23 protein-coding genes and 5 pseudogenes are annotated in these 20,896 nt (G+C 51.0%); 18 read left to right on the forward strand and 10 right to left on the reverse strand.

Annotated elements, in window-relative coordinates:
* Window positions 1-14: 14 nt before the first annotated feature.
* Window positions 15-404, forward strand: a complete 390-nt coding sequence (locus PAT9B_RS24455) for a hypothetical protein (protein WP_013511975.1) — start codon at window positions 15-17, stop codon at window positions 402-404.
* A 469-nt stretch (window positions 405-873) separates the two neighbouring features.
* Here the strand turns inward: PAT9B_RS24455 and PAT9B_RS24460 are convergent, their stop codons facing one another.
* On the reverse strand, window positions 874-1,776 hold the full coding sequence (locus PAT9B_RS24460; protein ID WP_013511976.1) for a LysR family transcriptional regulator: 903 nt from the start codon (window positions 1,774-1,776) through the stop codon (window positions 874-876).
* Between the two features lie 104 nt (window positions 1,777-1,880).
* On the opposite strand from PAT9B_RS24460, the gene budA reads away from it, so the two are divergent.
* From budA to PAT9B_RS29945, 7 genes and pseudogenes are all read left to right on the forward strand, one after another.
* Window positions 1,881-2,663: an acetolactate decarboxylase gene (gene budA, locus PAT9B_RS24465; RefSeq protein ID WP_013511977.1), complete on the forward strand. Its 783-nt coding sequence runs from the start codon at window positions 1,881-1,883 to the stop codon at window positions 2,661-2,663.
* A gap of 14 nt (window positions 2,664-2,677) precedes the next feature.
* Window positions 2,678-4,357, forward strand: a complete 1,680-nt coding sequence (gene alsS, locus PAT9B_RS24470; RefSeq protein ID WP_013511978.1) for an acetolactate synthase AlsS — start codon at window positions 2,678-2,680, stop codon at window positions 4,355-4,357.
* Window positions 4,358-5,316: 959 nt separating this feature from the next.
* Window positions 5,317-5,709: a hypothetical protein gene (locus PAT9B_RS24475; protein WP_013511979.1), complete on the forward strand. Its 393-nt coding sequence runs from the start codon at window positions 5,317-5,319 to the stop codon at window positions 5,707-5,709.
* A complete protein-coding gene (locus PAT9B_RS30365; protein ID WP_013511980.1) occupies window positions 5,706-6,149 on the forward strand; it encodes a hypothetical protein in 444 nt (147 codons plus the stop codon). Before PAT9B_RS24475 ends, PAT9B_RS30365 begins: the two co-directional genes overlap by 4 nt.
* Window positions 6,150-6,391: 242 nt before the next feature.
* Window positions 6,392-7,164, forward strand: a pseudogene (locus PAT9B_RS24485) (tyrosine-type recombinase/integrase).
* Window positions 7,165-7,758: 594 nt separating this feature from the next.
* Entirely contained in the window at window positions 7,759-7,950 is a 192-nt protein-coding gene (locus PAT9B_RS31390; protein ID WP_041526150.1) for a ParA family protein, read from the forward strand.
* 52 nt (window positions 7,951-8,002) lie between these two features.
* Complete coding sequence (locus PAT9B_RS29945; protein ID WP_071883946.1) at window positions 8,003-8,116, forward strand: ATP-binding cassette domain-containing protein; 114 nt, start codon at window positions 8,003-8,005, stop codon at window positions 8,114-8,116.
* A 305-nt stretch (window positions 8,117-8,421) separates the two neighbouring features.
* Here PAT9B_RS29945 and PAT9B_RS24495 read toward each other — a convergent pair whose 3' ends face one another.
* Genes PAT9B_RS24495 through PAT9B_RS24510 form a run of 4 tightly spaced genes read right to left on the reverse strand, consistent with a single transcriptional unit; the run spans window position 8,422 to window position 11,398 of the window.
* Complete coding sequence (locus PAT9B_RS24495; RefSeq protein ID WP_013511981.1) at window positions 8,422-8,634, reverse strand: hypothetical protein; 213 nt, start codon at window positions 8,632-8,634, stop codon at window positions 8,422-8,424.
* A gap of 38 nt (window positions 8,635-8,672) precedes the next feature.
* Window positions 8,673-9,539 carry an ABC transporter permease gene (locus PAT9B_RS24500; RefSeq protein ID WP_013511982.1) on the reverse strand — a complete coding sequence of 289 codons (867 nt, stop codon included), beginning with the start codon at window positions 9,537-9,539 and terminating at the stop codon, window positions 8,673-8,675.
* Window positions 9,511-10,365 (reverse strand): ABC transporter ATP-binding protein, encoded by an 855-nt coding sequence (locus tag PAT9B_RS24505; RefSeq protein ID WP_013511983.1) that lies wholly within the window; start codon window positions 10,363-10,365, stop codon window positions 9,511-9,513. The genes PAT9B_RS24500 and PAT9B_RS24505 overlap by 29 nt, the downstream gene beginning before the upstream one ends.
* Before the next feature lies 1 nt (window position 10,366).
* Window positions 10,367-11,398, reverse strand: coding sequence for an ABC transporter substrate-binding protein (locus PAT9B_RS24510; RefSeq protein WP_013511984.1), 1,032 nt, complete (start codon window positions 11,396-11,398; stop codon window positions 10,367-10,369).
* Window positions 11,399-11,741: 343 nt separating this feature from the next.
* Here PAT9B_RS24510 and PAT9B_RS31480 point away from each other — a divergent pair.
* The 5 genes and pseudogenes from PAT9B_RS31480 (at window position 11,742) to PAT9B_RS24520 (ending at window position 13,695) form a co-directional block, all read left to right on the forward strand.
* A pseudogene (locus PAT9B_RS31480) lies at window positions 11,742-12,358 on the forward strand (Ldh family oxidoreductase).
* Window positions 12,318-12,443: pseudogene (locus PAT9B_RS31485) on the forward strand (malate/lactate/ureidoglycolate dehydrogenase); the annotation flags it as partial. The pseudogenes PAT9B_RS31480 and PAT9B_RS31485, both read left to right, overlap by 41 nt.
* A gap of 86 nt (window positions 12,444-12,529) precedes the next feature.
* Entirely contained in the window at window positions 12,530-12,781 is a 252-nt protein-coding gene (locus PAT9B_RS31490; RefSeq protein WP_369700793.1) for a hypothetical protein, read from the forward strand.
* A 3-nt stretch (window positions 12,782-12,784) separates the two neighbouring features.
* Window positions 12,785-12,944, forward strand: a pseudogene (locus PAT9B_RS31200) (1-aminocyclopropane-1-carboxylate deaminase); the annotation flags it as partial.
* Between the two features lie 538 nt (window positions 12,945-13,482).
* Complete coding sequence (locus PAT9B_RS24520) at window positions 13,483-13,695, forward strand: cold shock domain-containing protein (RefSeq protein ID WP_013511986.1); 213 nt, start codon at window positions 13,483-13,485, stop codon at window positions 13,693-13,695.
* 402 nt (window positions 13,696-14,097) lie between these two features.
* Here the strand turns inward: PAT9B_RS24520 and PAT9B_RS31205 are convergent, their stop codons facing one another.
* Together PAT9B_RS31205 and PAT9B_RS24530 are read right to left on the reverse strand one after the other, a co-directional pair.
* Complete coding sequence (locus tag PAT9B_RS31205; protein ID WP_223300516.1) at window positions 14,098-14,253, reverse strand: hypothetical protein; 156 nt, start codon at window positions 14,251-14,253, stop codon at window positions 14,098-14,100.
* Window positions 14,254-14,463: 210 nt separating this feature from the next.
* Entirely contained in the window at window positions 14,464-14,958 is a 495-nt protein-coding gene (locus PAT9B_RS24530; protein WP_013511989.1) for an Hsp20 family protein, read from the reverse strand.
* 525 nt (window positions 14,959-15,483) lie between these two features.
* On the opposite strand from PAT9B_RS24530, the gene PAT9B_RS24535 reads away from it, so the two are divergent.
* Both PAT9B_RS24535 and PAT9B_RS31495 read left to right on the forward strand, forming a co-directional pair.
* Window positions 15,484-15,750: a type II toxin-antitoxin system ParD family antitoxin gene (locus PAT9B_RS24535; RefSeq protein WP_041526152.1), complete on the forward strand. Its 267-nt coding sequence runs from the start codon at window positions 15,484-15,486 to the stop codon at window positions 15,748-15,750.
* Window positions 15,723-16,019, forward strand: coding sequence for a type II toxin-antitoxin system RelE/ParE family toxin (locus PAT9B_RS31495; RefSeq protein WP_013511990.1), 297 nt, complete (start codon window positions 15,723-15,725; stop codon window positions 16,017-16,019). The genes PAT9B_RS24535 and PAT9B_RS31495 overlap by 28 nt, the downstream gene beginning before the upstream one ends.
* A 756-nt stretch (window positions 16,020-16,775) precedes the next feature.
* Here the strand turns inward: PAT9B_RS31495 and yjbE are convergent.
* Window positions 16,776-16,973: pseudogene (gene yjbE / locus PAT9B_RS29960) on the reverse strand (exopolysaccharide production protein YjbE); the annotation flags it as partial.
* Window positions 16,974-17,311: 338 nt separating this feature from the next.
* Between yjbE and PAT9B_RS24545 the strand changes: the two are divergent.
* The 3 genes from PAT9B_RS24545 to PAT9B_RS24560 all read left to right on the forward strand — a co-directional run bounded on the left by PAT9B_RS24545 (window position 17,312) and on the right by PAT9B_RS24560 (window position 18,975).
* On the forward strand, window positions 17,312-17,512 hold the full coding sequence (locus PAT9B_RS24545; protein WP_013511992.1) for a hypothetical protein: 201 nt from the start codon (window positions 17,312-17,314) through the stop codon (window positions 17,510-17,512).
* Between the two features lie 617 nt (window positions 17,513-18,129).
* Entirely contained in the window at window positions 18,130-18,360 is a 231-nt protein-coding gene (locus PAT9B_RS24555; protein ID WP_013511994.1) for a KTSC domain-containing protein, read from the forward strand.
* Between the two features lie 12 nt (window positions 18,361-18,372).
* The gene (locus PAT9B_RS24560) at window positions 18,373-18,975 is read left to right on the forward strand and encodes a DUF2913 family protein (RefSeq protein WP_013511995.1); all 603 of its coding nucleotides are present in this window, start codon (window positions 18,373-18,375) and stop codon (window positions 18,973-18,975) included.
* Window positions 18,976-19,289: 314 nt separating this feature from the next.
* On the opposite strand, the gene PAT9B_RS31500 is transcribed toward PAT9B_RS24560, so the two are convergent.
* Together PAT9B_RS31500 and eno are read right to left on the reverse strand one after the other, a co-directional pair.
* Window positions 19,290-19,499, reverse strand: a complete 210-nt coding sequence (locus PAT9B_RS31500) for a histidine phosphatase family protein (protein WP_083810362.1) — start codon at window positions 19,497-19,499, stop codon at window positions 19,290-19,292.
* Window positions 19,500-19,601: 102 nt separating this feature from the next.
* Window positions 19,602-20,891: a phosphopyruvate hydratase gene (gene eno / locus PAT9B_RS24565; RefSeq protein ID WP_013511996.1), complete on the reverse strand. Its 1,290-nt coding sequence runs from the start codon at window positions 20,889-20,891 to the stop codon at window positions 19,602-19,604.
* Between the last annotated feature and the right edge of the window lie 5 nt (window positions 20,892-20,896).

Below are 20,896 nucleotides of genomic sequence, written 5' to 3' on the forward strand. Positions count from 1 at the left end.
GACAGGATGATCACATGAAGTCAGAAAACCTGAAGTTTTACGAAGATGACGAATGTATGGCGACTGACTTGGTTCTGCCGGCATTAAGTACCGATCCTGTGCAGTGCATCAATACTGAGTCGGCCGCTGTTGATGAGAAAATGAAGAATGACATTGATTTTATTATAGAAAAACAGACTGCCTTTGCGGTGAAAATTGAGCAGGAAGCAGAGAAATACTGCATACGGGTGTACGGACTGAAAGCTACGGACCTCACACTGGTCAAGGTATATTTGTCCCCGGATGAGGTAAATGAATACGGATTCATGTGTTCCACCTCTCTGGATAATGAACACGGGGTCGGAATGAAGTTCAGAGGTCTGGATATGAAAAAAATCGGAAGCAGCGAGACGGTATTTTTATAGACTAAGGTTTTGATGCCGGTACAGGCTTTTGTTTTTACGTGTATCGATATATACAGCCCAGCTGGCAGGTGGAATATTACGATTACACTTACTGGTTCATCACCCTCAGTAACAGGGATATTATTGCTGAATACATTAAGTATTTTACGGACATATCTGCTGTGAAGTGTCCGAAACCGATCGGTTTCGTACGTATCATTCGGGTATGGACTCGAACCATCTGCTGTTTTCCTGCAGGATTCACTGTATCCTGCATACTTCCCGTCTGTTAAACCCCGCAGATTCTGAAAAAGACAAACCCGGAATAGCTCCGGGTCAAAAGAATAGTCTGATAGTGTCAGAGGGATTTATGGGATCAGGATGGAGCTGTCTGATCCGAGGGTAAGTATGGTCTGACCGTCTTTTACCTGGCGGGAGGAGCCAGACCTGATGCCTTAGAAAAGACATCACCATGATGCCTTTGAACTGTCTACCTGTGCAGTGTCGCCAGATTAAATTCCCGGATCAGCTCAAGCAGATGCAGTATCGTTTTCGCCGGAAGGTCGCGGCGCCACGCGAATGCGATATCAGTAAAAATCGTATTGTTGTTTATATCACAGAACCGAATTTCTGGTTTACTGATGCAGCATAAAGAGGCTGGCACCAGTGCAATACCACAGCCAGCGCCGACCATGCTCAGTGATGATGTGATTTGCGGTGCCTGCAGAAAACAGCTAGCGGAAAACCCGGTGCGAAGACAGGTGCTCACAATAAGTTCATACAGACTAGGCGCCACCTCACGTGGAAACATAATCAAAGTTTCTCCTGCAAGCTCAGACAATTCAACGCTGGGCTTATGGCTCAGCGTATGAGTCGCTGGAAGCGCAACCATCATTCTTTCTGTGGCAATTACTTTCAGATTAAATGCCTTACTGCTTTCGCACGGCAGGCGAATGAAGGCGGCATCAAGCAGACCCTCACCAAGATCCTGCATGAGCAGTGCCATATTTTCTTCGCGGGTCAGCAGCTCCATGGCGGGGTAACGGGCTTTGAAGCGACAAATCAGTTCGAAGACCGGCGCGGCAAATGCGACCGAACTGGCAAAGCCAAGCGACATTTTCCCGCTCATCCCGCGCGCTACGCCGCGCGCTTTCTCCAGTGCATGGTCAGCCATCTGAACAATCGCTGACGCGTCAGGCAGAAAAGCGCTCCCCGCCTCGGTAAGTTCGACACCACGAGTGAGGCGTCTGAGGAGCGGCGTACCAATTTCATGCTCAAGACGCTGTATCTGCTGGCTCAGCGGCGGCTGAGAAATCCCCAGCATCTCCGCAGCTCGGGTGAAATGCAGGGTCTCAGCTACGGCAACAAAATAACGCAGATGACGAAGTTCCATATCAAAAACGTCTCAAAGTTTGAAGGTTTCGCTATTGGATTCTGTGAGCCGTATGGTTCACGATGATATTAACACAGCTTAACTATTAGCATATGAGGTCGCGAATGGGTAATAATGTATCTGATTGTTCATGCGAACATCAGCTCAGAGATATCGTCAATAAACTTGAATGTCAATCAGCAGAAAAGGTTATATATCAGACATCTCTGATGAGCGCGCTGTTGCATGGTGTGTATGACGGCTCAACGACCGTGGAAGAACTTTTAACGAAGGGCGATTTTGGTCTCGGTACTTTTAATCGGCTGGATGGCGAACTGGTAGCATTGGATCGTCAGGTCTATCAGCTGAGATCAGATGGCAGTGCCCGCTTTGCGCGACCGGAGCAGAAATCGCCCTTTGCTGTCATGACCTTTTTTAAGCCTGAACACGAGTATCACTTCAGCCAGAAAGCGTCGAGGGACGATGTACACAACCTTATTGACAGCGTGATTACATCAGATAACCACTTCTGCGCACTGCGGATCAGCGGCGGCTTCGCTTCAGTCCAGACGCGCACGGTACCCTGCCAGTGCCGTCCATATCGTTCAATGCCGGAGGTTCTGAGTAACCAGCCGACGTTTGATTTCAGCAAACGCGCAGGCGAGATGATCGGCTTTCGCACGCCTCAGTACATGCAAGGCATCAATGTCGCAGGCTACCACGAACATTTTATTACAGATGACCGGCATGGCGGCGGGCATATTCTCGACTATGTACTGGAACAGGGCATTTTAACGTTTGGCGCCATTAGCAAGCTGGTCATTGATCTGCCGCATGATCGTGATTTTCTGCAAGCCGATCTGCAGCCAGAGAATCTGGATGAAGCCATCCGGTCCGTTGAGAGTTAACAACAGAGGTGACGATGAAAGAGCTTAACATCCCTACAATCTGGAAAAGTGGTGCTGACCTGGTTGTAGCGCAGCTGGAAGCACAAGGCGTGAGTCACGTATTTGGCATTCCGGGCGCAAAAATTGACAGGGTATTTGATTCACTGGTGGACTCCCGTATCGAGCTGATCCCTGTTCGACATGAGGCTAATGCTGCGTTTATGGCAGCGGCAGTGGGCAGGCTTACCGGTAACGCAGGTGTGGCACTTGTAACCTCTGGCCCCGGATGCTCCAACCTGGTGACCGGTATGGCTACGGCAACAAGTGAGGGTGATCCGGTGGTGGCGCTGGGTGGCGCGGTGAAACGTTCAGACAGCGCCAAACAGGTACATCAGAGCATGGATACCGTGTCAATGTTTCGTCCAGTTACTAAGTTTTCCGTTGAAGTGACGGATTCCTCGGCGTTAGCGGAGTGCGTTTCTAATGCGTTTCGCCATGCGGAAAATGGTCGGGGTGGCGGCGCTTTTATCAGCCTGCCACAGGATATCGTCAATCAACCTGTTTCCGCTGACCTGTTGGTGCATAAAGGGCGAGTCACACTGGGGGCGGCGCCCGATTCTCTGGTAGACGTAGTGAGCCGTGAAATTGTCCGCGCTAAAAATCCGGTCATCCTGTTGGGCCTCATGGCGAGCCAGCCGGAGAACAGCGCTGCGATCCACGATTTACTGAACAAAAGCCGGATCCCTGTAACCAGCACTTATCAGGCAGCTGGAGCCGTCAGGCAGGAACATTTTTCCCGTTTCGCCGGGCGTATAGGCCTGTTTAATAATCAGGCGGGTGACCGTCTTTTACAACAGGCAGACCTGATCATTACCATCGGCTATAGCCCGGTAGAATATGAGCCTGCGATGTGGAATACCGGCAACGCCATTCTTGTGCATATCGATGTTCTGCCTGCAGAAACGGATAATCGTTATATACCCGATGCAGAGCTGATCGGCGATATCGCACAGACGGTTCGCAAAGTTGCTGCGCGTATCGAAGCTCCACTGCAGCTCAGTGATGCCTCTGCGGCGATTCTGGAAGATCGCCAGCAGCAACGCCAGCTGCTGGCAATGCAGGGTGCAAGCCTCAACCAGTTTGCGCTCCATCCGCTTCGCATCGTGCGGGCGATGCAGGACATCATCAACAGTGATGTCAGCCTTACGGTAGATATGGGCAGCTTTCATATCTGGATTGCCCGCTACCTCTACAGCTTTCGCGCCCGACAAATCATGATCTCCAATGGCCAGCAGACGATGGGCGTTGCCCTTCCGTGGGCGATTGGTGCCTGGTTGGTGGACACGTCACGTAAAGTGGTGTCAGTCTCGGGTGATGGCGGATTTCTGCAGTCGAGTATGGAGCTTGAGACTGCGGTCAGGCTGAAGGCAAATATAGTTCATATCATCTGGGTCGATAATGCTTACAACATGGTGGCGATGCAGGAAGATAAAAAATATCAACGCGTCTCCGGCGTAAATTTCGGCCCGGTCGACTTCAGGACTTATGCCGAAGCCTTTGGTGCCGCTGGCTTTTCAGTCAACAGTGCCGCGGAGCTTGAGCCGACGCTGCGTCGGGCAATGGATGTACAGGGGCCTGCAGTAGTAGCGATCCCCGTCGACTACAGTGATAATCCTCTGCTTATGGGCCAGTTGCATCTTAGCCAGCTGCTTTAATTCAGTATTTGCAGAGATGAAATTATAAAATCAAAGTTGAATTAGTCATTTGTGCCCGTATCGTAAAATGCCGATGCATGGCGTTAACGCCTGCTTTTTTCTTTTGCCCCGTAACGATCTGCACTGTCAGCACAGCTTGTGGGTAAGCCAGTCATCGATCTGCGCCTCCTCCAGCGTCCGTAGTGCGCGGTGTGACGGTACGACTCGTTGCCGAAAAATAAAAGCCGAGCTCGCTGTTCTCTTGGTCGTTGAGCTTATGCGCACCGGTGTCCAAGTGCGTATAAACAGTGTATACAGTATCATGCATAATAAGTTTACTGTGGAATGCGGCGGCATGTCAGAAACGGGACCATTTGACTACACGTACTCTGCGGAAAATGCTCTGGTATTATGGGTAAGCTGTTGTGCCTTATGTCAATCAGAGAATATCTTTGGATGTCCAGTGATGGTTCCTGTCGGATAATGTTCTTACCTGTCACAGCTTTTTCAGCCCGTCGGCATTAAATTGTCTTGCATAAGCCAAAATATCCTCATCGGCATTTATTCTCCCTGATTCACTGTATCCTGCACACGCATCTCCTGTTAAATCCCGCAGATTCGGAAAAATGCAGAAGCGATCCTTCCCTCCTCAGTGGCGGTTTTCTGCGCGTAATACTGTATATAGTGATTATGGTACTGATAACGGCACAACAAATGGGGTACGTCAGGAAAACACGCGTGACAAAACGGCGCTGGCTGCTCTGAAACGGGCGTGCTACGCTTCCAGAAAAGTCACAAATAATGAAGAAGAAAACGGGTCAGGCGCAAAGTGTAATGCGGTAATTTTGTCAAATATTTATTAGCGGACCTTCAGTTACTGGAATGAAGGTTTCAGTTGTTTTTTTCCCCAAAGTTATTTTTATCCGAAGCTGTGTGTGATTATTCCGACCGTCATCATGCTTCATTCCAAGGAGTAAGCTATGTTTGAGTCCCTGTTTAACCGGAACGACTTCCGCTACGCCTTTGAGAAAATCAGCGCCGCCGTGGCCGATCCGTCCGCCGACAACGTGCACGCCGCCACGCACCTCGGGCTTAACATCCTGAGCGCCAAATTCGGCACGTTCCGGCAGGAGCTCGACGTGGCCGGCGCGATCGGCGAGTGGCGTGACGATCTGGACACCTACGAACATTGCCTAGGAGTGCTTGAGCGCTACCTGACGGGGAATCCGGACGGGCTCAACGGCCGCGACGCCCGCATTTACTGCCGGTACCTGCGCTGCGAGTACGTGGAGTTCACCGAACTGGCCCGCGACCTAGCGGACCGGATTCCGGCGGACAGAGTCGCAGGTGATGCAGGCGGGAAGGCCGGATGACCGCAGGTATTTCAGTATGGGTGCCGGTGATCAGTGCGGGTGCGGGTATCCTCGGTGCGCTGGGGAGTCTGTGGCTGTCGCATATTTTCATCACAAAGCGTGAGAAACGGGCGTCAGAAGAAAAGATGAACAGGGAGAGGTACCTTATCGCCTCCGAGCTGGTTTTCCTTCTTGAGCAGTTTGCTATTAATTGCGAGCTTGTTACTAGGGATACAGGAAAAACGGAAGGTCTTCGCCGAGTTCCCTTCATCGAGCGCCCAATTATCAATTTTGACACAGTGTCAGGTGACTGGCGCACACTTCGGACAGAACTCATGTATGGAATCAGACAGTTACCCGTTCTTCAAGGCGATGCTGAGGGTGCAATGGCGCTCGCTTACGGGCTGGAGGAGTCCTTACAGAAATATGATGCTTTCAGTGAAAGGCGATATCGGTATTGACAACTCGGTCTGAAAGCCGTAGTTCTTGCCATGAAGCTGCGTAAGCACGTTGGCTTTCCTGCATCCCCATTAATCGGAAAACTATGGTCAATGTGGGAACTGCTACGACTGGCATGGCGTGGTGAGAGAAAGAAACGTTCTGCCGCAGCAAAACTACGCGCCGGTGAACTGGCAGCATTTGACATAAAGAACGATATGAGAAGAAAAGCCGCACACGACGCTCCCGGTACCGGAGAAAGTTCATGACTTATACACTGATGCCTGCGTTAACCGACGGCCAGTTTCATGCACCGCAGCTGCCGGTGGCTATCGACTATCCTGCCGCGCTGATCGACGACCTGCCTAAGTACCTGCTGGCGCCTGAGGTCAGCGCCCTGCTCCATTTTATGCCCGACCTGCGACGCAAGATGCTGTTCACCACGCTGTGGAACACCGGCGCGCGCATCAGCGAGGCGCTGGCGCTGACGAGGGGAGACTTTCATCTGCTTCAGCAGTACCCTTTCGTGCAGCTGGCCACGCTCAAGCAGCGTGAGGAAAAGGCAGAGCGCCGCGCCGGCAGACGGCCCGCCGCCTGGTCCCGCTGTCCGACGCGCAGTACGTGACGTAGCTGGAAATGATGATCGCCACCCTGCGCATCCCGCTGGAAAAGCGGAATGAAATAACGGGCAGAGCGGAAAAGGTGCGCCTGAGGGATATCACCGACCGCACGGCGCGCACTTGGCTGAACGAGGCGGTGGAGGCGGCGGCGTCAGAGGGGGTGACGTTTTCAGTTCAGGTCACCCTGCACACCAACCGGCACACCAACCGGCACAGCTACGCCATGCACATGCTGTACGCCGGCATGCCGCTCAAGGCGCTGCAAAACCTGCTAGGGCACAAAAGCGCGAAGTCGACGGAGATTTATACGCAGGTGTTTGCGCTGGACGTGGCGGCGCGGCACCGGGTGCAATTTAATATGTCGGGAACGAAAGCCCTATCCATGTTAAGGCAGCTAAAAAGTGATCTTGGCGGGTAAAATATCCGTAGTCAGCATTTATCTAAGTATCATGAGGCATTTTTAAAGCACAGAAAGATTCTGCCGGGTTGCTTGAAGACTGAAAAACTAGTCGAAAGAGATTGATGGCATACAATTTTAATATTATTTAGATTTATTTTGATATCCTTTAAATACCAAAATGCTGTTATTTTTATCTCATTTCATACTTTGACCGTAAGGGTAACTCTCCTTGTCTGAACCATGTAACACAATGATGCATTACCAGCACCGCAATGTCCTGCTACTTGCTGACAGAAGTGGCGCTGCTTCTCGACGACGAGTGTGACCAGCGTAAAAGGCTTCCAATCGAGACGTTCTGGAGCACCGGCGGCCGACGAAAGAGGAACAAATTTTTCGCCCCCCTACCCTCACTTGACCGACGAGACTGACGCTCAGTTAGCCGGTAAGCCACCCTGATGCCGGATAACCCAAAAATAGTATCATTTTAATATTAAATAGTGATTACAATGATGTCATTTTGATTGTTTTATGGATTCTCATCCTCTACAAGCGCTCTCAGATTGAGAAATCCAGATCAATATCGTTTTAATATTAAATTGAGATCTTTTTAATATGATTATGACTATTGTAAATATTAAAGGCGGCGTGGGTAAATCAACACTGGCAGTCAACATCGCTATCGCCCGTGCGCATCCGGATAATAAGGTCTGGCTGGTCGACGGTGACTGCCTTTTGCAGAAAAGGTTAGCGCCATACGTTCGAACTGGCACTGAATTCTGCACCTGCAGCTGTGATAATAAATGACCTGCATTATTCATATGCAGAGCGTCCTGCAATACAGGGGATAGACCTATGAATTCCGGCGGGCACTTTTGCTGTCATTGTTGGGCCTAACGGGTCGGGTAAGTCAACTCTGGCCCGCTTGCTTGCAGGTTTGCTTGTTCCAGAAAAAGGTAATATTCACGTTTGAGATGATATTTCCGGTGATACGCATGGAAAAGAATTTCGTAACACTCTTTATGTTCCGCAGCACGTATCATTATTCAAACGTACACTAGGTGAAAACGGTCTATATCCCCCGGCTTTATTGGACAGACGAGAGTTGAGCAATCTTTTAAAGACTCTTTCATTTTATGATGACGACCGGGAAATTGACCTCGATATAGAGGTCGGTGAGCAGGGGGGCGTCTGTCTGGAGGACAGGTGCAAAAACTCGAGCTAATAATACGAATAAGGAAGATAGATATGCCAGCCACCATTCTTAATGAAACTACGTCAGCCCTCGATGTACGCATTGAAGAAGCAGCTATCGACCTTCTTCACAGAACACGAAAAGGCAATTTGCCGGAACCCCTCACCCGCAGTCCGTAGGGCGTTGCGGCCAGTAATGAACAGCACACGCGAGGCCAGGGGTGACACATAATCGTCGATCATGTTAATCACACCGGCTTTCAGCAAATAATTCTCAGGCGTTTTGATCGATACCATGATGGTGTCCCTCCATAGAACTCATGATATTCGAAGCGTTAACTCTGCATACCCCAACGTTTAATCGTCAATTTCTCAAGGGTCGAAAACACCAATCCTTCGACCAACAGACCAATCACGGTGACTGTCACCAGGCCCGCAAATACCCGGTCGGTGTACATCTCATTGCGATTCTGGAAAATGTACCAACCCAGCCCGCCGCTGCCACTTGATGCACCAAATACCAGCTCCGCCGCAATCAGCGTTCTCCAGGCAAATGCCCAACCAATTTTGAGTCCTGACAGCAGGGCCGGTAGCGCAGCAGGAATCAAAATCCACGCCACATAACGCCATCCCTTCAGTCCGTAGTTACGGCCTGCCATTTTCAGCGTGTCGGAAACACCCATAAAACCGGACCAGGTGTTGAGTGCCATCGGCCAGATCACCGAATGCACAATCACGAACACCAGGCTGGCATTCCCCAGGCCGAACCACAGCAGAGACAACGGCAACAAAGCAATCGCTGGCAGCGGGTTAAACATGGCGGTCAACGTGCTCAACAAATCGCGGCCAATACGCGTAGATATCGCGAGCGCGCTGAATAGCAACGCCAGCAAGGTCCCGAGGATGTAGCCCTTCAGCAACAGGCTTACCGACAGCCACGCACGATTCGGCAATTCACCACTGGCGATATCCTCACGCAGGGCGGTAAAGGTCTGCCAGAAACTGGGAAACATCAGGTCATTGTTTTGCCAGCGTGCCGCCACTTCCCATATAATGATAAGCGCCAGCAATAATAACGATTTACGTAGCCAGGCCTGATTCCCGAGCCGCACACGCAACGGTAACGGCGTGGCCAGCGTAAAATCTTCCAGCGGTGTTAACTCGCGCTGGTACTCAGGCCGGATAGGTGGCTGGTTGCTCATAACGATCCCCCCTCGGATGGCCTTGTGATGCGATAACTGGAACGGCAGGTTGCGGAAACAATAAATCATGAATGCGGGTGACATCGGCCTGAAACGCCGTGCCACCCGCATCCGCCAGTGAATATTGGTGACAGTTCAGTTCGGCTTTTACCCTTCCCGGATGCGGCGACAGCAGCAATACACGGCTGCCAACAATCAACGCTTCCTCGATAGAATGGGTAACAAACAACAGCGTAAACCGCACGTCTTCCCACAGGTTCAACAGCTCTTCCTGCATTTTGCGTCGGGTCAGCGCATCCAGCGCCGCAAACGGCTCATCCATCAGCAAAACCTGCGGTTGCAGGGCCAGCGAGCGCGCAATGGCGACCCGCTGTTTCATGCCGCCGGATAAGGTATTCGGATAGGCATTGCGAAACGCCCCCAGCCCGACTTTCTGCAGGAAATACTCCGCACGCTCTTTTGCTTCAGCCCGCCCTACCCTACGGCTGGCGATCAGCGGGAAAGCGACATTTTCCAGCACGGTTTTCCACGGTGGTAACTGATCAAATTCCTGAAACACCATCATGCGATCAGGGCCGGGCTGGCTGACCGTCTCACCGGCAAGACGAATGGAGCCGGATACCGGCGTCAAAAATCCCCCAATGGCCTTCAGCAAACTGGACTTACCGCATCCTGATGGCCCCAGTAACACGAAGCGATCGGCAGGCCAGACATCAAAACTGACATCGTGTGTGGCCTGAATCAGACGTTCATGGGTGCGGTATTGCAGGTTAACGCCCTCAACCTGCAACAGCGGCGGCGGTAATGTCGCAGACAACTCAGACATATCAGCTCCCCGGTAAGGTATAGGCTTCACTGAAGAAATAATCCTTCCAGGAAGCGGCTTTGTTTTTCAGTATGCCTAACTGATAAAGCTTGTCGGCATAAACAAAGGTGCGTTCTGGCGTAATGGTGAAATTATTCTCCGGGTCCTCAATCATTTTCTGGATAAAGGCCACCGGTAATTTTGAGTTTTCAGCGCGGATATAGGTTTGTGCCGCCGCTGCTTTATCCGCTTTAATTATCTTCTCGGCTTCAGCTAACGCCTCAAAAAATGCACGATACGTTTTTGGATTCTCATCGTGGAATTTCGAGGTGGTATAAAGCAGATTAAACGTGCCCGGCCCACCTAATACGTCGTAGGAACTTAATATTTTATGAATATTCGGGTGTTCCAGCGCCTGATACTGGAATGGAGGACTGGAGAAATGCGCGGTGATTTCCGAGCCACCGGCGATCAACGCCGCGCTGGCATCAGGATGTGGCAGGCTGACCGTAATATTATCAAACCGCTTGTAGTCGGCGTTGCCGTACAGGCGTGCCGTTTCTATTTGCAATGTCCGGGACTGGAACCCGACGCCAGCAGCCGGTACGGCGATGCGGTCCTTGCTGCTCAGATCCTTCACGCTTTTCACTGCCGGATTGTTACTCAGCAGGTAATTGGGCATCGAACCGAGTGCCGCAATCGCCTTAACGTTTTGCTTGCCTTTGGTGCGATCCCAGAGCGTCAGCGCCGGTGGCACCCCGGCGGCAACCACATCCAGTGAGCCGGAAAGCAGCCCCTCATTTAATCCGGTGGCACCTGACAGTGTCCGCCAGTCGGCTTTGATATCCAGCCCGTCTTCCTTGCCGTGCTTCTCGATAAGTTTCTGGTCGCGCACCACATCCAGGATCAGATAGCCGATACCATATTGCTGGGCGATACTGATTTGGCCCTCAGCGTTGGCAGCACCAGACCCAAAGACGCTGCCGAACAGCAATAAAGGGATGCCAATACGAGGCAAGAGAGAAGCAAACCATTCAGCTGGAAGTAAATTCATCTTAATTCCCTTAAATAATGGACCAGATCATTAAGTACATCGATGTAATGAGGACTATGCAATTGCAATAAAATGAGTTTCGTTTTTTGATAAAGAGAATTAATACTGAGGCCTTCATGCCCAATTAATAAATCACTTTTTCGAATATTTTATTCCTGAAACAACGTCATTCCATCCTGTAAACACAAAAACAGCCACTCTGTTCCCTGCGGATACAGATAAACAACATGCCTGCATCACTATGCGGATTATAAATATAGAAATTAATTTTATATCGTTATGCAAATAAAGCACTAGCGCTATAGTGCGCGGACAACGTCTATCCAGATGAAAGAGAAATGTTATGCCCGTTTTTAGCCATACATGGTTACGTCAGTATTTACGCCAGCACTTGCAGGTTGCCGGGGTTCGTCCAGCGACAGCCGGTGAAGTGGCAGACAATCTTGTCGAATCGTCGCTCAAAGGCCATGACTCACACGGCGTCTCACTGATTCCACGTTACATAGCCGCCATCCGGGCCGGTGAGCTGGATGCACAAGCAACAATCAGCCTGACGCGCGATACAGGGCCCATGTTGTCTTACCACGGTAACAACGGTTTTGGTCAGGTTAACGGTCGCCTGGTGATGGAACAGGCCATCTTACGGGCGCGACGGTTCGGCGCATGTGTCGTCGGGCTTTCCACACTCACCATCTCGGGCGCATTGGCGCCTGGGCTGAACAGGCGACGACGGCGGGCTTGATATCCCTGCACTTTGCCAATGTCGGCTCCCGTTCTACCGTTTTGCCGTTTAACGGTGTACGACCGCGTTTTGGCACCAATCCTTTCTGTGTCGGTATTCCGATCGAAGGCCAACGGTCTGTCGTGCTGGATTTCGCCACCAGTACCCTCGCCGGCGACAAGGCACGGATTGCCTTTAATGAAGGGCGCCGAGCTGCCAGCAAACTGTGCCATCGATAACACAAAGAAGCCGATCCGCGATCCGCGCTGGTTGATGCAGGAACCGCTGGGGGCGCTGCTGGCGTTCGGGGTGCATAAAGGGTCAGGATTATCTCTGGTATGCAGCCTGCTGGGCGCCGCCTTAACCGGTGGTGACACCGAAAATACACCGCCCCCGGCATCATCAACAATATGCTTTCCATCGTCTTCGATCCGTCCCTGTTGGGCGCGGGTGAACACGCTACGAAGGCCATCAACGACATGCTGGCCTGGACGCGGGCATCCCGGACCGACGATGAACTGCTGTTGCCCGGTGATGCCGAGCAGCAACACCGCCAATTGCGTTTCGAACACGGTATTGAAATCGATGACGTCAGTTGGCAGCAATTCAGGTCACTGGAAGGCGAAGGCTTCCAGCCAAAATTTTCCGAAAGTGAGGTCTGAGTTATGCATTTATCCCGTTTTCCCCCGCTTACATTTCGGCCATTTTCCGACGCAACTCGAGCCGCTGGATAACCTCTCGCGTTACCTTGGTGGTCCACGCATCTGGATTAAGCACGACGATTGCACCGGGCTGGCGACCGGCGGTAATAAGACGCGCAAACTGGTACTGGCCTGCACCGAAGTTCCCCCGGCACTGGAGCGCATCTCATCAGTGCATTTATCTCATTCCATCGATCCTACCGCAGCCCTCGCCAAGGCGTGCGTACATTTATGACATGACGAAAGTGCGCAAAACACACGTATTGATAAAGACCATTAACCACGGTAAAAGGTTAGCGAATACCTTTTGCACACGAGGGCGGCATGAAATACCCGGATTGTACCTGTTGCTGGCGCTGGATGTGCTGCTGGAGGAAGGCAGCGTTACCGCTGCGACACGGCGTATGAACCTGATCGCCCCGGCTATGAGTCGCACGCTGGGACGAATATGCGATACCCTGGCGACCCCATTTTTGTTCAGGCGGGACGCTGGCGCTGCGAGAGCAGGTGCGCTCTGTGGTGGAGCAGGCAACTCAGGTGTTAACGCCCGGCGAGCATGTGCAATTGCAGGATGTTACCCGACGCTTCAATTTTCAGGTACTGATTCTTCTCTGTCAGCCCGCCCTGTTGCCGGAAGGCTCACTGAAAAGGGTTTATATATTATGTCTGATAAAATTCACGGAACGGTAAAGTGGTTTAATGCAGAGAAAGGTCTCGGTTTCATCACGCCTGAAAACGGCAGCAAGGACGTGTTTGTCCATTTCTCTGCTATTCAGGGCAATGATTACCGCTCGCTTGATGAAGGTCAGCGCGTTGAATTTATTTTGGAAAACGGACAGAAAGGCCCGGCCGCAGCCAACATAACGGGGCTTTAACATTACCACACACTGTGCCCGTTTACGCTGCCCACACTACTTCTGTTCTCAGTACAGAATATCGGCATACGATATCAGCAGTCGGAACCCGTCATGTGCAAAATGCATTTTCTGCAAATCTGCGATGCTTCAGTCGGTACAGTCTCCGGCATGCTGATTCTGCGTCCGGAAGACGCTCAGCAGGGCACCACCCGGTGCCCTGCTTCTTCTGACGTGTCGTACAGAACTTTTCGGCCCCGGACTGAGGAAGCCAGCGCCTTATTTATTAAGGTGATACAGTGCGACCGACGTCATGGTCAGCAGCGTTGCAGTAAATGAGGTATTCACCAGCAGCGCAATCAGCATATTTTCCCTCCTTAATTTACTCATTTCACCGTTATCTGAACCGTGCGGCAGTGTCAGTCAGTTGGTCATTTCAGCAGTGTCCGCACCGGCTTCTTTTGCAATCAGCCGCGATACCCTGCGGTCCGTCCGCTCAGGCGCGTGCGGCGGCAGGTGATAGTGCAGGGTATGCAGCTTCCCTTTTTCACTGTAAAAATCGGCGGCTGCCACTGGCATGATGCCGCCCGGGGCCAGCCGCTAGCTCACCGACAGCCGCGAATCACGCAGCTTCATCCTGACCGCCATCACGCTCTCACCGGCGACAGACGGGTAGTGCCGTCTGTCTGCCGGTACCGTAATGCTTTTCATCACCCCTCTCCCGGTTTCAGCGTGAAGAGGAGGACATCAGGCGACGACGTCATCCACAGTGCCCGCAGCGCCGATTAATCAGGTCTGATGCTCAATCACGCCGGCCGTTTGATGGTCTATCGTTATGCGCCGCGGCTTTTCGCTTTCCGGGATTACCAGCGTCAGGCCAACGCTTAGTAGTCCGTCCTGCAGCCTTGCCTCCATCACCTTCATGTGTTCCGGTATACTGTAACTCAGGCGGAAGTCCTGCCGGCTGATGCCGCGGTGCAGCCAGCCGCTGCCGCCGTTGTCGTTTTCAGGGGCCACCGCGTTTTCAGAGTGTTCCTCTTTCCGTCCGGACACGGTGAGGCTGCCCCCTGCCGCTTCTATCTCCAGCTCACTCTCTTTCCAGCCGGGTACGCTCACGGTGAGGGCGTAGTGCTCATCGTCCAGCTGTCTGAGGTTGTACGGGGGAGCCATGGTTACCGGCGTGTCACCGGTCAGCTGGCTGAAAAGGCGGTCGATGCGGCTGAAGCGGTCAGCAAAGACAGAGTCGCTGAGCTGCGGAAAAACGAGGAAATTACGTAAAGACATAATGATAACCTCCTGAATCATTCATTCAAAAGCTCATCCGGAGCAGGTCTGTGCCCTGTCCGTTATCATTTATAGGTTCTTCTGCACATTTTCAAGTCATGCTGTCAGCATTTTTTCAGTACGGCCCCCCCCCCCCCGGAAAGCCTTCCACATTGAATGTCCGGCGGTTATCCGTGCATATGAAGCAATAAGATAAAACCTTCTCAGGGACGAAATAAACGACACAATAATTCTCACCTGGAGAAATTGATTTTCCTAACTGAAATGATGTTTAATTAAATTTTTTCATTTTCGTTCTTAACTGACGTGATAATACGCTGCAGAAGAATGTGTCTGGGCGTCAGGAAATTTTGATGCGCGATTTTCAGATTCAACTCCGGATGCGCGGCGGCATGAAGATAATCTTAAATTTATTTATCGGCATGCGTAATCTTTGTCATTGCACCAGTGGCAGGGGTAAGATGGCTATAGGTTGTCTTCTCTGATGACCGGAAAACCTGACCTGAAATATGACCGGGGTGAGCAGTGAGCAGAGAAATTATTCTGGTTCCAGACAAAAAACTCATGGGGATTATGGATTCCCTTATAAGTGATGGAGTCTACCACTCTTATATTGACATAATTTACCAAGCTGTGTCAGATCTTATGAAGAAAGAAGAAAACATGTCCAGAATGAAAGAATATATTAATGAAGGGGCAAGGAGCGGGTATGTAAATTTAAATGCCATAATAATAAGCGAAATCATTTACAGAAAGGGGGTGAAATGCATAAGATATCCCGACAGGCGTTAAAAGATATCAATCTGTTATATAATCGTTTTCTCTCTCAGTTCTGCCCTGATCAGGCACGAAAAATCCTGAAAGAAATTGAGGAGTGCATTGATCTTATCAGTTGTTTTCCTGAGACCGGAAAGGATTGCTGTCATCTTATGAAGGGTCTCAGGCAGTATTCATACCGGGGATGCGTTTTCTATTACCGGTTGCACAAAAAACATGTATACATTATCAGAATGCTTGATGGGGAAAGTGAACATAACTTATCAGGTAAATCTGAACAATAAAATAAATGTTGGTGAGGGTTCATTCCCGGTTTTTTCTTTTTTGATTCAGCTCCAGGAGGACCATGTGATAATGTCTGAAAAAATAACCTGATGACGGTCTGGTTCCCTGTCTGTAATGCTTTTGCACCCACAGTTCTATGCATATGTTTCCTGTACTGTTAACAAGTTGGTAAATACTAATGAGTATGAAAGCGGCGGACGTTGGCGGACGCTGCCAGATGAGATTATATGCGGTAACAGGGAGTAAAATTAACATAATGCTGCAGGATAATATATTAAGTATGCGGTAAGGAGTGGAAATGAGTTTTTCCCTGTCAACAGGGACAAGGTATCTGTATTCGGTCAGGTCAGCAATCGTCACACAAATAATGACAGTAAATAATACGATATATATATGTTTCTGAGTAAAAAGAAGAAAAAGCGGAATTAAATCCATCAGATAAATCCTTATTATCCCTTTCATGGCATGAGCAGACTACAGGCATGTTCCCCGGGCTCTCATAGCTCATAGGGTACTGTGTCCTGATGTCGTACTAATACTTTACACTTCCACGTTAAAGATCAGAACGCTGTTATAATGAGTCCACTCCTGCAGGCGGGATGCGGAACTTAATGTCCTCCCATCATGATACCGGGAATCACTGCGGCCTGTGACCATGGAGTTACAAACATACTGCGCCATATAATTAAATCCACTTCCGCACTCCCGTTATTCCGGATATATCCGGTGACGCCCTTATCAGTACTATTTCCCTGTTAAAGGGCACTGGTACTCGTTGTGGTTGTCGTGGTTGTTCCTGTCTGGCAACCATTTCCACCACCGGAGGCAGCCAGAGCAACCCCGGCAATGGCTGCGACAGCGTCGAGTCCCACGGCCGTAGTGCTCCCCAAGGCAACCGACCCCGCACTTTCACCCGCTGCCTCTCCCGGCTCTGCTGCAAAAGGAGAACTCGCGTTAAATTAAGGCGGTCAGTAAGATCCCTGCGGTAATATATTTTTTCATTTGCTCCTCCGGATATTGTAAAAACGATGCCGGGTTCAAGACTGGTTAATTCTGGTGTTCAGCACTATCGCGCCTGTTCTGCAGACAGGGTACTATAATTTTATCCGGATCTTATGTTATCATACTGATGACATTTCACTTTAGGAAAAACCTTACCCTGTTTTTTTCTAAACAAGGATTAACATACTGATAATAATTAATAAATCATCATTTAATTTTGTTAAAGCAATCTTAACTGATGCTTATGTTATTAAATTCATTAAGTTAATTGCCATGAGGAGATACGTTGATGTGTGTTTCTGAAGAAAATGTAGGCGTATCAGATTCTGAAGTGCTGCGCAAAGGATATGCACAGATTCGGGAAGCCGGCATGGCTGTGTCAGGTCGGACCGGTTTTTCATGGGATGATGCCATGACTGTGACAGAGAACATTATATTCCTGCTTTCTCATCTGGAGCTGTCACTGAGTGAAAAAGATACAGAGTTTTGATGTGGTATGCTAGGTGAGGATTGCAGGTATCTCCACACGACACCTCGGTCGGTCTTGGTGAAATGCACATCAGAAGAGTGATGCGCTCCAGGGTTAGTTCATAAGATGTCGTTGATGGTATTGCCGCGTCATGAGTATATCGTCAGTATATTTACCGGATGATTATGTCGGGATAATAAATCATCTTTCGTAACAGCATTATTTCATCAGGAATAACTTCCTGACGAGAGTGGTGTAATGAGAACAGTAAATGCAGTGTGTATGGTTATGTTTTTTTCTCTCCTGTCAGTTCTGCCAGCGATCTCCTCCCGGGCCGCGGATTGTTCCGGACAGTTTACGCTGCGGGGAGAAATGCAGAGTCCCGAAGGGGGATATAAAGTCTGTATTTATGGAAAAAACAGCCGTGCCGCTGTTATCCGCCAGCCTGTTGATGATGTATGCTCTGCCGTCATGGCAAACAGGCCCGGTAAAGATGATGTGATCTTTATCATAGAGGAATGAGTCCGGATTCTGCTGCCTAGAGAATCAGAATAATAAGTTTTATCAGACTCCTCTTCTTATTAAATTCATTTTAACAGAACATCTTCCCGGCCAGATTCAGCAAAGGACACCTCCGCGTGAACAGACATGACATCACCTCCGGCCTCTTCCGCAGCGCCGGCTTCGACCCGACTTCCGGCATTCTGGAACTCGAATACCGTAACGGTGCCTGCCGGCGCTGGCTGGCAGTGCCGGCACGTCTTTATCAGGGCTTCTGCGCTGCAGAGGACCCGGATGCCTTTTTCCGCAGTCATATTGATGGCCACTTCTTTTCCCTGCACGGGGAGAGTGGGCCGCTGCGCCGCTGAAGGAGGCTGAACGTGGAAAATAACAATGCTGCCGTTGAACATCTGGCGTGGTGTGCGCTGGTTGCGCTGCACCTGGCGCGCCTCGACGGTCTGACGGCTTCCCCTGCTCAGGAAAATCTCTTTCTCACCCGCTGGCTGGCCAGCGCCGAGAAGCAGCGGCGTTTCCGGAAGGAGCTGGCGAACGACATCCGCTGGCTGCTGAAGGAGGGGCGTGAAAAGGGCGTGCGGGCCGACCTGCCCGCCAAGCTGGATTACCTGTGGCGGGCCGGCAGCAGTGACCTGCTGGCGCAGAACGACCTGTTCCGGCTGCAGCACACGCTGAATACCCTGAAACTCGCCGGGTGGATTTACATGGTGCTGAGTGAAAGCGAGTGGAGCGGTCGCCGGGCGCTGAAACTGAATCCGTCCGTTTCCGGCCTGTACCTGAATAAAAATGCGCTCGACGCAGGGTTTGATGAGCACGGCGGGCAACGGCGTCCCCTGCCCGCCCGCATCACCGGAAATATTGCCGCGCTGGACAGGCTGCTGCAGCGCGCCGGCTGGCGGCGCGAACCGGCGGGTAATGACCCGCTGCTCCATCATCTTCTGGCGGCTGCACCTGGCAGCAGGGCCTGAAACGTCCCGGGCACAGCTGCGGGCTGCCAGGAAATCAGCAGCCGTGCTTATGCAACGGGGCCGCCCGTATCGTTCTGCTAAATGTTCCCACCAGGGTGGGAACCGGAGGACGGTTATCTTCAGATTTTTTCCTGATGGCAGGTCAGCGAGCGCAATGTGTCTGTAACGAGGCATACTGATGAAGCAGACCCGGTGCATTGAAATCTGCCGGCGGTATTGCCTTAAAACTTTTCTGCCAATAGCGCACCTGTGCCTCTCCTGGCTCAGGTGCTGTTTTGTCCTTATTCAAACCCTGTACCATAATGTCTTTCATTTTATCGCCAGTTTTTTTCGACTGGCAACCATGAGCGATCCAACCGATCTAATACCTGCCAGGTAGAACGTATGCATCGCTTCAGTGCTGAGCTGCAGACAACATTCGGAATAATATCGGCATTTTTAATGAACCTGCCGGCTCTGATGGCTTCGAGCTGTCCCCTGAAAGTCAGTGGCACATCAACCCAGCCGGTGAATCTGTTTTCCAGGTTCCAGTGACTCTAGCCATATAGCAACAGTATAAGGCCTGATGTCGTTATTATTAACCATTTTATAAATGTCCTGCGGTAACCGGGCTACTTACGTAGATTTTATCTTTTACGTACAAATGCCTTAAGTCCGGCATATTGCGCATCAGAACCCAGCTGATATTCAATCCGCATCAGTTGATTGTATTTCTCTATGCGTTCACCCCGGCAGGGAGCACCGGTTTTCAGATGACCAGCGCGGAGCGCGACGGTCATATCCGCAATAAAACTGTCAACAGTTTCACCGCTGCGATGAGAAATGAATGCTCCCCAGCCATTTTGCTGACAGAGAGCCACAGCATCAAACGTCTCGCTCAGCGTTCCGATTTGATTGAGTTTAATGAGGGCAGCCGTTGCCAGATTTTCCTCAATACCACGCTGGATATATTTCACATTGGTGACGAACAAGTCGTCGCCTACCAGTTCGACACGGTCACTCAGGCGCTGAGACATATACTTCCAGCCCGTCCAGTCATCCTCAGCCAGACCGTCTTCGAGCAAGATAATGGGATACTGGTCAATCAGCTCATCGTAATAATCCGTCATTTCTTCTGGCGTCAGCGCACTGTTTTCAGTTCGCAGCGTATATTTTTGTTCGTAGTAGAATTCACTGGATGCGGGATCAACACAGATACTGATATCTTCTCCGGGCCGGTAACCTGCCTTCTCAATTGCCTGTACGATAAAGTCGAGTGGCTGGCGATTAGAAGATACCGGAGGGGCAAAGCCACCTTCATCACCGACTGCAACAGGCAAATTTTTATTCAGCAGAATCTGGCGTAACGCCTGATAAACTTCACTGCCCTGACGAACGGCCTCTGTCAGGCAGGGAGCACCGTGTGGAGCAATCATAAACTCCTGAAAGTCAGCGCCCTGACCGCGCGCATGCACGCCACCGTTGATGATGTTCATGCAGGGAACCGGCAAAAGGTTAGCTCGCAGCCCGCCTAACCAGCGATACAGAGGCTGGCGTGCAGCCCCTGCTGCCAGCCGGGCTGTTGCGAGAGAAACGCCCAGAATGGCATTCGCACCGAGCCGGCTTTTATTTTCCGTTCCATCAAGAGCCAGCAAAACATTATCAATGTGGCGTTGCTCCCTGACGTCAAGTCCGGCCAGAACCTTGCTGATTGCAGTATTTACCGACGCCACCGCCTGCTTTACTCCTTTGCCACCAAACCGGCTGGCATCACCGTCGCGAAGTTCGACTGCCTCCCTGGACCCCGTACTGGCTCCTGATGGAACAGACGCGCGAGCCATCTGACCATCTTCAGTGTAAGCCTCAACCTCAACGGTGGGATTTCCGCGTGAATCCAGGATTTCACGTGCAGTTACTTTCTCCAGTTTAAAGTTCATGCTGC

Source organism: Pantoea sp. At-9b (assembly GCF_000175935.2).
GTDB lineage: Bacteria > Pseudomonadota > Gammaproteobacteria > Enterobacterales > Enterobacteriaceae > Pantoea.